This is a genomic window from Rhodococcus sp. C26F, from assembly GCF_053345925.1.
In genome coordinates, this window is record NZ_JBKFBA010000021.1 from 87,656 (window position 1) to 98,359 (window position 10,704).

10 protein-coding genes are annotated in these 10,704 nt (G+C 67.4%); 2 read left to right on the forward strand and 8 right to left on the reverse strand.

The features are described 5' to 3' along the window. The first annotated feature begins 125 nt into the window (after positions 1-125). Positions 126-1,022 carry a hypothetical protein gene (locus ACLBYD_RS19635; protein WP_447817739.1) on the forward strand — a complete coding sequence of 299 codons (897 nt, stop codon included), beginning with the start codon at positions 126-128 and terminating at the stop codon, positions 1,020-1,022. Positions 1,023-1,097: 75 nt separating this feature from the next. On the opposite strand, the gene ACLBYD_RS19640 is transcribed toward ACLBYD_RS19635, so the two are convergent. The 6 genes from ACLBYD_RS19640 to ACLBYD_RS19665 form a co-directional block, all read right to left on the reverse strand. Beyond that, positions 1,098-2,579: a sodium:solute symporter family protein gene (locus tag ACLBYD_RS19640; protein WP_447817740.1), complete on the reverse strand. Its 1,482-nt coding sequence runs from the start codon at positions 2,577-2,579 to the stop codon at positions 1,098-1,100. 21 nt (positions 2,580-2,600) lie between these two features. Then, entirely contained in the window at positions 2,601-3,632 is a 1,032-nt protein-coding gene (locus tag ACLBYD_RS19645; RefSeq protein WP_447817741.1) for an isopenicillin N synthase family dioxygenase, read from the reverse strand. Then, positions 3,629-4,240: a hypothetical protein gene (locus ACLBYD_RS19650; protein ID WP_447817742.1), complete on the reverse strand. Its 612-nt coding sequence runs from the start codon at positions 4,238-4,240 to the stop codon at positions 3,629-3,631. Before ACLBYD_RS19650 ends, ACLBYD_RS19645 begins: the two co-directional genes overlap by 4 nt. Positions 4,241-4,392: 152 nt before the next feature. After that, the gene (locus ACLBYD_RS19655) at positions 4,393-6,363 is read right to left on the reverse strand and encodes a 5-oxoprolinase/urea amidolyase family protein (RefSeq protein ID WP_447817743.1); all 1,971 of its coding nucleotides are present in this window, start codon (positions 6,361-6,363) and stop codon (positions 4,393-4,395) included. Between the two features lie 7 nt (positions 6,364-6,370). Then, positions 6,371-7,021 carry an urea amidolyase associated protein UAAP2 gene (locus ACLBYD_RS19660; RefSeq protein ID WP_019288136.1) on the reverse strand — a complete coding sequence of 217 codons (651 nt, stop codon included), beginning with the start codon at positions 7,019-7,021 and terminating at the stop codon, positions 6,371-6,373. Then, on the reverse strand, positions 7,018-7,866 hold the full coding sequence (locus ACLBYD_RS19665; protein WP_447817744.1) for an urea amidolyase associated protein UAAP1: 849 nt from the start codon (positions 7,864-7,866) through the stop codon (positions 7,018-7,020). The genes ACLBYD_RS19660 and ACLBYD_RS19665 overlap by 4 nt, the downstream gene beginning before the upstream one ends. Positions 7,867-8,040: 174 nt before the next feature. Between ACLBYD_RS19665 and ACLBYD_RS19670 the strand changes: the two genes are divergently transcribed. Next, positions 8,041-8,727 carry a TetR/AcrR family transcriptional regulator gene (locus tag ACLBYD_RS19670; protein WP_447817745.1) on the forward strand — a complete coding sequence of 229 codons (687 nt, stop codon included), beginning with the start codon at positions 8,041-8,043 and terminating at the stop codon, positions 8,725-8,727. Here the strand turns inward: ACLBYD_RS19670 and ACLBYD_RS19675 are convergent. Next, entirely contained in the window at positions 8,624-10,195 is a 1,572-nt protein-coding gene (locus ACLBYD_RS19675; RefSeq protein ID WP_447817746.1) for a flavin-containing monooxygenase, read from the reverse strand. The genes ACLBYD_RS19670 and ACLBYD_RS19675 overlap by 104 nt on opposite strands. A 59-nt stretch (positions 10,196-10,254) precedes the next feature. After that, positions 10,255-10,704: cbb3-type cytochrome c oxidase subunit I (locus ACLBYD_RS19680; RefSeq protein ID WP_447817747.1), on the reverse strand; the 450-nt coding region annotated here is incomplete at its 5' end.

A 10,704-nucleotide genomic window follows, 5' to 3' on the forward strand; every position in this document is an offset into this window, starting at 1 on the left:
CGGTTCGGCGCGTCAACGGCCTCCGAACAGGAGTTTGTCCCCAACCCCGCGATCGATCCACAAGTGCCCCGGATCGGGAGGTCGTGCCGGGTTCGGTGGGTGTCGTAGCGCGCAGGATCGTCGTCGTGACAGATCCGAACATTCTCACCAACGCCTCGCTCGCCGTCGCGGGTTTCTCGGACACCGAGATCCGCACTGGCGTTCGCACCGGCTCACTCGTACGGGTCGGGCGCGGCTGCTATCTGCACCGCTGCGACGTCGACGCACTCGGACCGGTCGGCGTCCACCGTGTCCGTGCCCGACATGTCGGAGCGACGCTCGGCCCCGAAGGAGCACTCAGCCACGTCTCGGCTGCAGCGCTGCACGGTCTCGAACTCTGGGACTTACCGCTTGATCTCGTCCATATCTCTCGGCCCGCCACGCGGCGCGGTCGCGTCACTTCGCAGATCCATGTGCATCCGACCGAACTCGGCGACGACGTGGTAGTCGTCGACGGAGTAGCCCTCACGTCGATCGCCCGGACCGTCGTCGACCTCGCTCGCACGCTCCCGAAGGAGCAGGCCGTCATCGCCGGTGATTCCGCTCTTCGCCTGTACCCCGGGATGCGTGAACAGGTTTCGCGGGAGCTGGCCGATGCCCGGACCCGCCACGGCCTGGCTCGTGCCCGCACAGTGGTGCCGTTCCTGGACGGTCGCAGCGAGAGTGCAGGAGAGTCGCTGTCGCGTCTACGTATTGCGGAGGCGGGACTCCCGCGGCCGATCCTCCAGTACGAGATCGTGGGTGGAAACGGTAGACGCTATCGCGTCGACTTCTTCTGGGAGAACGGCATCGTCGGAGAGTTCGACGGGCGGATCAAGTATTCCGATCCGCGCGACGTGTTCGACGAGAAGCTCCGACAGGACGCGATCCGCGACGCGGGCTACGAGGTGGTGCGCTGGACCTGGGCGGAACTGGAACGGTTCGACGTCGTGGCGGAGAGACTGCGGCAGGCTGCGCGTCGTGCTGCGAAGCTGACGCGGTGAACCGGGGCTCGCCCCGCGTGTTGCGGTAGCGAACCCCGGTTCGGCGCGCGAACTACACCGCGGCCGGCGCGCGAACTACACCGCGGCCGGCTGCTTCGCGGGGACGACGACGGGCTCCGGAGCCGTGATCGCGGGGACCGGGCGGCGCACCAGTGCCACGGTCACGTACGCGACCAGCGAGACCAGGAAGCCGATGAAGGTCGTCCAGCCGTCGACGCTCGAGGTGACCAGCGAGTTCGGGATGTACAGCAGGGTGTTGTCGACGCCGTAGATCGTCGGGGTGAGGACGAAGAAGCCGGCACGCACCGTGATACCGGCGATCGCTGCGGCAGCAACGGCGCGACCGTCACCGCGCGACCAGAACAGCCCGAGGATGAACGGGACGACCAGCGAGGCGAGCAGCAGGTCGAAGGTGAGAGTGAGTAGGATGCCGGTCTGCGGGACGCGCAGCGCGACGAGGGCACCGAAGGCAGCCATCGGCAGCATGAGCAGGCGGGTGGCCTTCATGACGTCCGGCGACATCGCGGCGTTCTCGCCGCCGACGCGGAAGACGTTGCGCACCAGAACCGTCGCGGTGGACAGCAACACACCACTGATCGTGGTCAGCGAAGCCGTCACCAGACCGGAGAGCACCAGGATCGACAACCACTGCGGCGTGTACTCACCCAGCAGAACGTAGAGGATCGGGGCGTCGGCTGCGCTGTCACCGACGATCGACACGGCAGCAAGGGCCACGAAGGACAGCGGCACGCACAGGATGAGAATGCCGGTCGCCGCAGAGAAGCAGGCGCGCTGCGCAGCGATCGGGGACTTGGCGGAGAACACGCGCTGCATCAGGTCGATCGCGACGAGGTTGCCGAGACCGAGTGCGACGATGGTGGCCCAGTTGATCGCAGCCCCTTGCGCCGGATCGGTGAGCTGTCCGAGATCGCCGATGCCGAGTCCGTCCCCGTGGGTGAAGCCGGGTCCGAAGGCCGTCCAGGCGAGGAGCGAGACGATACCGACGGCCATGATCGCGAACTGGACCATGCCGGTGTAGACGCTGGCGAACATGCCGCCGGCCATCGTGTAGGCGAGCACGAACGGGATGATCACCAGCACCGCCGCCGTGTAGTTCAGGCCGAGGAAGTACTGGAGCAGGTAGCCCAGGGCGACGAGGTTGCCGGCGAGGAGGATGCCGAAGCTGCCGACCGTGAGCACGGACGCGGTGATCTCGGTGCCGCGGCCGAAGCGGCGTGCGAAGAACTCGGGCAGGGTCACGACACCCGTCGCGCGTAGGCGCTTCGCGAAGAACAGTCCGACGAGCAGCACGCTCAGCGCGACACCCAGCGGCATCGCCGCGCCGGCCCAGAAACCGAATCCGGCCGCGAGGTCGGCGGAACCGAGGGTCGCGTTGGAATCGATGACCTGGGACATGAGCAGGATGGCCAGGACGGGGGCACCCAGGGAACGACCGGCGAGGAGGAAGTTCCCGGCCTGGCCACGGACCTTGCGAGTGGAGTAGAAACCGGCCCCGAGAAGTACGACGAGGCACGCGGCGACACCGGTGATGATCATGGCAGCTCCGTATGGAGAGGGTCAGACGGCAGGAGCGCTGCGTTGGGCTTCGCGTCCGAGCGAGTAGAGGGGGCGTGCATTGTCGGGAAGGGTTATCTCGCCTGCGGCGAGCCGTTTGCGGAGATAGGTGAAGCTCTGGGCCGTCTGAGCGAACAGGTGCTCGCCGGCAGTTACTCCGTCGTAGCTCGGCCCGTCGGCATCGACGAACCGTTCCAGCGGCTCGACCCGGGTGTCGTGATCGACATTGAAGAACAGTGGGAACGAGTAACGCTCCTGGGCAACCTTACGCACCCGATGTGACGTCGCTGTAAATACTCCGTTGGTCCAGATCTCCAGTAGGTCACCGATATTCAGGACGAAAGCGTCGTCGCGGTAGGGCACGTCGATCCAGTCGCCGTCGGCATTGAGCACCTCGAGTCCCGGTGCAGTGGGGAGCAGGAGAGTGAATACCTCGTAGTCGGTGTGGGCACCGATGCCGGGACGGTCCGAGGCGTCGGGGTCGTAGGGATAGTGGATCATCCGAAGTTGAGCCGGGGGCGTGGTCACATGACGATCGAACAGATCGGTAGGCTCGCCGAGTGTTTCGGCGAAGGCGCGCAACAAGACACGCCCCAGAGCGAAGACGGATTCGTAGTACGCATTCACGGGCTTGTCGAAGTCCGGCAGGTCGGGCCACTGGTTCGGGCCGAGCAGCGGATTGCCGGCGAGGTATTCGGGATGATCGGACGGAAGGTCGATCGACAGGTCGAACGCCTCCTTGTGGTCCGGTGTGGCTCCGGCGAACACTTCCTCACCGGGCGGCACGTAGCCGCGGTGGTTCGTGGAATTGCCGATGTACACATCCATTTTCGCGTCGTCGGAAAGAGTGAAGAAGCGTTCGGCCGCGTCCTTCAATCCGTCGACGAGCGTGGGATCCACCCCGTGCCCGACGATCTGCGCGAAGCCGACTTCTCGCGCGGCGCGCCCGAGTTCGGCGACGACGGCGCCGCGTCCGGTTTCGTCGCCGGACACCAGCGCATGCACATCGATGACGGGAATGCTCGTGAACGTCATGTGTCGCTCCTCGGAGTCGGGTCGACGGAACGCCACCGCCGGGTGACGGGCTTTCCGTCGAATGCTGTGTCTCGTGTACGGATCTCGTGACCGAAGACGGGGTGGAGTTTGCCTCCGGCTCGGAACGGAAGCGTCGATGCGGAGATGGTCCACCGGCCGTCTTCGATGCGACCCACCGCGATCTCGCAGTCCAGCAACGCTCGGGCATCCGACACCGTCGCTGCGCCGAGGATCTGCTCGACGAGCGGTTCGGATCCGATCGCATGATCGCGACTCCGCCCGAACGCGAAGCACTCTCCGACCCGCACGAGCACTGCGGTCGCTCCGGTCTCGACGTCCTCGAGTAGGTACTCCTCGATGTCGGACGAGACATCCGTGATGCGCCAGTGCTCGGTGTACTCCTCGAACACACCGTGTTCGACGAGGGTGTCGGTGTCGAGGGCCTCCAGGGTGCCGGCGTCGGGTGTCGGTCCGAGCGGATGGAACGACACGGCCCGTTCCCATTCGACATGGTTGCTGCTGTCGAGCAGTCGGCCGGCGAATCCGTCCTGGCTCGCGAGAGCGACAAGGTCATCGATCTCCATCTCGGCGAGAGTAGATGCCGTCACCGTCGGTAGTGTCGCCGGTCGTCGCAGGTCGCAGTACAACCGCTCACCCTGCAGCCACGTGACGCGCGTGGTGGTGTCCGGGATTGCTCCCGGCCGAGCCAACAGTGTTCGCTCGAACCGGGTTCCCACCGGACGGATCCGTTCGGCGACCGTCATAGGCCGTTCGCCTTCCACCGCGCGCGTTCCTGGCCGAAGGCGACGGACTGCGTCGCCTGGAACCCGCTGATCGAAGCAGCGTTGTCCGCGAGGAACTTCCGGTGCTCGGCCAGGGAGAATGTGCCGTCGGTGATCTCCACTCCCCCACCGCGACCTGCGGCGAGATCTGCTCGCAGATCGAGCAGTTCGTCGGGGTCGACGGGGTACCACGAGATGCGGTCGAAGAAGCGCAGCAGCCACGGGGTGCCGTCCTCGAACGGGCCGGCCGGCTGCGGGTGCCGGTGGTTCCACACCTGCGTGGTGCGGCCGACGAACTGGTAGCCGCCGGGGCCCTCCATGCCGTAGATGCACAGGTAGGCGCCGCCGATGCCCACGGCGTTCTCGGGGGTCCAGGTGCGGGCGGGGTTGTACTTGGTGGTGACGAGGCGGTGCCGCGGGTCGAGCGGCGTCGCGACCGGGGCGCCGAGGTAGACGTCGCCCAGACCGAGGACCATGTAGTCGGCGGCGAAGACGGTGTCGAAGACGTCGGCGACGGTGTCGAGGCCGTTCATGCGGCGGATGAACTCGATGTTCCACGGGCACCACGGGGCGTCGGAGCGCACGCCGTGCATGTAGCGCTGGATGGCCTCGCGGGTCGCCGGGTCGTCCCAGGACAGCGGGAGTCGCACCTGCCGGCTGGGAACCTCGAGTTCGTCGCTGTCGCCGATGGTGTCCTCGACCTCGCCGAGCAGACCCAGCAGGGTCGGCACGGGCAGGACGTCGGGGTCGACCTTGACCTGCAGCGACCGGATGCCCGGGGTGAGTTCGAGGAGACCGGTGGGGCGGTCTGCCTCGAGGCGCTGGTGCAGCGCGTGCACGCGGGCCCGCAGCGCCAGGTCGAGGGTCATGTCGCCGTACTCGACGAGGACGTTGTCGTCGCCGCTGCGGCGGTAGGTGACGGCGGTGTGGCCGTCGCGGCGGGTGAGCACCCCGTCGTCGCCGTCGCCACCGGCCGAGGTGACCAGCGACAATCCGGCGCGGCGCGCGACACCGAGTTCGCGACGGGAGGCGGTGTGCTGCGACTTCACAGGCACGAACCGGACCGTGTTGCCGGGGGTGAGCTGGCCGAGCTTCCAGCGTTCGGCGGCCACGACGGTCACCGGGCACACGAACCCGCCGAGGCTGGGACCGTCGGGACCGAGCAGGATCGGGGTGTCGCCGGTGAAGTCGAGTGCGCCGACGGAGTAGGCGTTGTCGTGGATGTTCGACGGATGTAGGCCCGCCTCGCCGCCGTCGGTACGTGCCCATTCGGGTTTGGGGCCGATGAGCCGCACGCCGGTGCGGTCGGAGTTGAAGTGCACCTCGTAGTCGGTGGCGTAGAGGGCGTCGATGTCGGCGCGGGTGAAGAATTCCGGTGCACCGTGCGGACCTTCGGTGACCGCGATCTCCCAGCGTGTACTCAGGGCGGGCACGTGCTCGGACGGGACCGGGGCGCTCGCGCCGGATGCGTTCTCCCCGACGACGAGGACGTCACCCTCGCGCAGCGTGCGACCCTCGTGACCACCGAACGTTCCGAGCGTGAAGGTCGATGCGCTGCCGAGGAATTCGGGGACGTCGAGACCACCGCGAACGAGGACGTAGACGCGCAGGCCGGGCCCGGAGACCGTTCCGACGTCGAGCAGGCCGCCCGCCGGAACGGTGACGGGGCGCCACTGCGGGACCGCGACTCCGTCGACGCGCACGGTGACGGGTGCACCCGTCACGCACACCTCGGTTTCCTCCGTGAACCGCAGGCCGGGGCCGGCCATGGCGGTCTCGAGGCCGGGAGCACCCTCGTCGTTGCCGAGGGCGACATTGCCGAGGCGGAACGACAGGTCGTCCATGGGGCCGGAGGGTGGCACGCCGATCTGCCAGTAACCGGTGCGTCCGGGATAGTCCTGGACGGTGGTGAGCATTCCGGGACGTTCGACGGTGATCTTCGTGGTCATGACTACCTCATTCCCCGCGGGTGACGATCATGCGGACCGGCGTGGGGTCGAAACCGTTGCACGGGTTGTTGATCTGGGGGCAGTTCGAGACGAGGACGAGTACGTCGCGCTCGGCGCGGATCGCGAGTCGCTTGCCGGGTGCGGACAGTCCGTCGACGATGCCGAGGGTGCCGTCGGCCTCGACCGGCACGTTCATGAAGAAGTTGATGTTGGAGACGAGGTCGCGCTTGCCGAGTCCCCACTTGGCGCCTTCGATGAGGAAGTTCTCGACGCAGGCGTGCTGGTGCTTGGTGTGGTGGCCGTAGCGGAGGGTGTTGGACTCCTGCGAGCAGGCACCGCCGACGGTGTCGTGGTTGCCCACCTCGTCGGCGACGAGCGTCATCAGCGGCTCACCGTCGGCATCGCGCAGAACCGAACCGGTGGAGAGGAAGAGGTTCTGCTGGGCGGCGACGGTGGCGGCGGCGCTGTAGCGGCGGGTGTGGTCGGCGGCGTCGTAGACGAGGGTGTCGACGGCCTGGTTGCCGTGCAGGTCGACGATGGTGAGGACGTCGCCGGCGGCGACGACGGCCGACCACGGCCCGCGGAGTCCGACGATCTCGTCGAGGACGACGCGACCGGGAACGAGGGCGAGGTCTGCGGTGTCGGCGGTGATGGTCATCGGCGGATCTCCGTTTCGGACGTGGCGGCGCCCCAGGCGTCGTCGGTGTTGAGCGCGGCGCGCTGGTATTCGGGGTCGGTGTTCGGCAGCGAGTTCAATTCGCCGGGCGCCCGCCAGGCGAGGACTTCGAGGCTGCCGGTGGTGAACTCGGGGTTCGGGTCGAGCGGGTGTGCGGTGTTGGCGATCAACGCGATGACCGGCAGGTGGATCAGCAGGTCGACGACGGCGCCGGGACCGGCGTTGCCGGTGCTGACGAGGCTGCCGTCCTCCTCGACACGGACACCGTGGAAGAAGGACAACGAGGGCGGCAGGTCGCGCGGCTGCAGGTCGTGCTTGGCCGCAGCGACCGTGAACAGTTCGCGGCCCGCGGGAGAACTCGAATGAAGCGATCCCTCACCGTATTTCGCGGTGTTCCCCGCGAGGTGGGTCGTGCCGCACAGCGCGTCGTGGCGACCGGAGGTGTCGGCGACGATCGTGGCGAGCACGCGGCCCTGATCGGAGAGCAGGGGGTGCCCGACACCGAGATAGGCCTGCCACGGCACCTTCACCGTGTCGGCGACGTTGAGCCGCTCGTGCGGGGCGTCGGCGCGGAACAGCAGGAGGTTGGCACAGGCGGTGCCATGGACGTCCCGCAGGCGCAGGCGGGTGCCGCGAGCGAGTACCTTGCTGGTGTAGCGGCCACCGGGAACGGTCTCGGCCCAGGTCATCGACGCCGCGCGACCGCTGGGCGGAGCCGGCCACGAAGATGCCGGGACGATCGGCATGGCGTCGGTGACGGTTCCTGCCTGCGCTCGGGCATGGGCGCGAGCAGCGTGCGTGGTGGCGGTCGCGAGGGTCTCGGTCATGGTGCTCCGATCGGCGGTCCGGGGAAACTGTCGATCGACAGTTTTCCGATCGCGCATCTTCGGGGGATGTCCACGGCGTAACGAGTCCGTGACATGTGTTTCGTCCGCGTGACGAAAACTTCACGCGTGAAGATGGTGGTGCTGCAGCACCTTTCGTCATGTCACAGTGGAGAGGTGACCCATGCAGGACCAGGACGACCCCGTCTCCACGCGCCGCGACGGCCCGGGCCGACCGCGCGTGCCGAGATCCTCGACGCCGCCGCAGAGCTGTTCACCACCCGCGGGTTCTCCCCTACGTCGACGCGCACGATCGCCGAGGCAGTGGGGATCCGGCAGGCGTCGCTGTACAACCACTTCGCGACGAAGAACGACATCCTCGTCGCGTTGCTCGAGGACACCGTCGAACCGACCCTCGACTTCGACGACAATCTCGACCCCACGCTGCCGCCCGAACTGCGCCTGTGCACACTCGCGTGGTTCGACACCGCCCAATTGTCCGCGGGAAGATGGAATCTCGGTGCGCTCTATCACCTTCCGGAGGTTCGCACCGAACCCTTCGATCGCTTCCGGGCGGAGCGCCGGCAGCTGATGGAGCGTTACCGGATCCTGGCGGCGCAGATCGTCGGCGACGGCGATCCACGCGCACACCTGCCGTTCCGGATCGTCGAATCGGTCATCGGCATGCGGGCCGACGACGGCGACGTCGACGCCGGGCTACCCGAAGCGCTGGCGAGGGCGTCGCTGACGGTTCTCGGTGTCAGCGACGTTGCGGCAGTGACGAGTGCTGCTCGGGCACTCGTGGTGGGTGTCCCCGACGATCTGCTGGGATCGATGAATCCGCCGTCTCGGCCACCCGCGTGAAGCGCAGGGCGGGATCGTCGACCGGTTCGCGGCGCAGCCGTCTGCGGTCGAGATAGTAGTTCTGCTCCATCGACCATGGGCCGTCCTCCCCGGACGTGGGGAACACGTCGGCCGATCGCCGGAGATAGTTCGAGGTGAGGTCCCAGAACGGTCCCCCGCCGACGGCCGGATCGTCGCAGACCGGGGTGACGACGTCGTAACCGTGGTCGTCCATGTGGTCGAGCAACCGGCACAGATAATGTCCGGTGAGGTCGACCTTGAGGGTCCACGAGTAGTTGGCGTAGCCGAATGCGAAGACGAAGTTGGGTATGCCGGTGAGCATCGACGCCTTGTAGGTGATGCACTCGTGCCAGTCGACCGGGACGCCGTCGACGTCGAGTTCGACCCGCCCGAACGGCACCATGTTCAGCCCTGTCGCGGTGACGATGACGTCGGCCGCGATCTCGCGCCCCGATTCGAGGGCGATCCCCGTGGGTGTGAACCGGACGATCCGATCGGTGACCACCGACGCCTCACCGGTGGCGATGGAGTGGAAGAGATCACTGTCGGTCGCGACGCACAGGCGTTGATCCCACGGGTCGTACGACGGATTGAAGTGCACGTCGACGGGATAGTCGTCCGGCAGCACACTCGTCATCCGCAGGCGCAGGAGGCGCCGGAAGAGGTTCGGCGCCCGGCGACTCGTCCGGTACATCTCGTGCAGCAGACGGATGCTCAGGGAGCGGACGACGCGGTCGGCCGCCGCTGTGGGGAGTGCACGGCGCAGCGCGTTGGCGACCTTGTTCTCCTTCGGCCATCCCAGGACATAGGACGGAGAGCGCTGCAGCATCGTCACGTGGTCGGCGACGCCGGCCAGGGCGGGAATGAGCGTCACCGCGGTGGCGCCGCTGCCGATGACGACGACGCGCTTGCCCGCACAGTCGAGATCCTCGGGCCAGTGCTGGGGATGGACGATCGTGCCGCGGAAGTCGTCGCTGCCCTCGAACTCCGGGCTGTACCCCTCGTCGTAGTCGTAGTAGCCGGTCGCGGAGAAGAAGAACGAGCAGGTCACCGTGAGCGTGGTGTCGTCGCTCGTGCGCCGGAGCGTGACGGTCCATCTGCCGGTGGCGAACGAGAAGGACGCGCCGACGACGCGGTGCCCGAAGTGCAGGTAGGGACGCAGTCCGTGCTCGTCCACCGTCTCGTGGAGATAGCCGAGGATCTCGCTACCTCCGGCGTACGCATGCTTCTTCCGCCACGGCTTGAACTCGTAACCGAGGGTGTGGAGGTCGGAGTCGGAGCGCACACCGGGATATCGGAACAGGTCCCATGTGCCGCCGAGCGCGTCGCGTGCCTCGACGATCGCGAAGCTCGTCCCCGGTCTCTTCGTCTTCAGGTGGTAGGCCGTGCCGATGCCGGAGATACCGGCGCCGACGATCAGGACATCCACTTCGGCGGGCACGCCCCCGCCGGGTCCGACTGCGGTCATGTTCGCTCGACTCCGTCCTTCGGCGGGGTTCGTTCGATGCGCGGAGTTATCCCGGTCGATCACTCACGGGGAACGTCGCCCGGTGTGCGGTCGGCGCCTTCGAGCACATTCACCTCGTGCTTGTCGCTACCCGGACCCACGTGCGCCTCGGCACGCATCCGCTCGACCATGTCGGGATAGTGCAGCTCGAAGGCGGGACGCTCCGAGCGGATCCGCGGCAGCTCGTAGAAGTTGTGCCGCGGCGGCGGGCAGGTCGTCGCCCATTCGAGCGAGTTGCCGTAACCCCACGGGTCGTCGACCGTGACGACCTGGCCGTAGCGGTAGCTCTTGAAGACGTTCCACACGAACGGCAGCGTCGACGCGCCCACGACGAAGGCCCCGATCGTCGAGATCGTGTTCAGGGTGGTGAACCCATCGGAGGGCAGGTAGTCGGCGTAGCGACGCGGCATGCCCTCGTTACCGAGCCAGTGCTGCACCAGGAAGGTGGTGTGGAAGCCGATGAAGGTCAG

Bases quoted from the DNA above. Each gene is read 5' to 3' on its own strand.
- ACLBYD_RS19640 (WP_447817740.1), bottom strand. From the start codon at position 2,579: ATGATCATCACCGGTGTCGCCGCGTGCCTCGTCGTACTTCTCGGGGCC.
- ACLBYD_RS19645 (WP_447817741.1), bottom strand. From the start codon at position 3,632: ATGACGTTCACGAGCATTCCCGTCATCGATGTGCATGCGCTGGTGTCC.
- ACLBYD_RS19655 (WP_447817743.1), bottom strand. From the start codon at position 6,363: ATGACCACGAAGATCACCGTCGAACGTCCCGGAATGCTCACCACCGTC.
- ACLBYD_RS19660 (WP_019288136.1), bottom strand. From the start codon at position 7,021: ATGACCATCACCGCCGACACCGCAGACCTCGCCCTCGTTCCCGGTCGC.
- ACLBYD_RS19665 (WP_447817744.1), bottom strand. From the start codon at position 7,866: ATGACCGAGACCCTCGCGACCGCCACCACGCACGCTGCTCGCGCCCAT.
- ACLBYD_RS19675 (WP_447817746.1), bottom strand. From the start codon at position 10,195: ATGACCGCAGTCGGACCCGGCGGGGGCGTGCCCGCCGAAGTGGATGTC.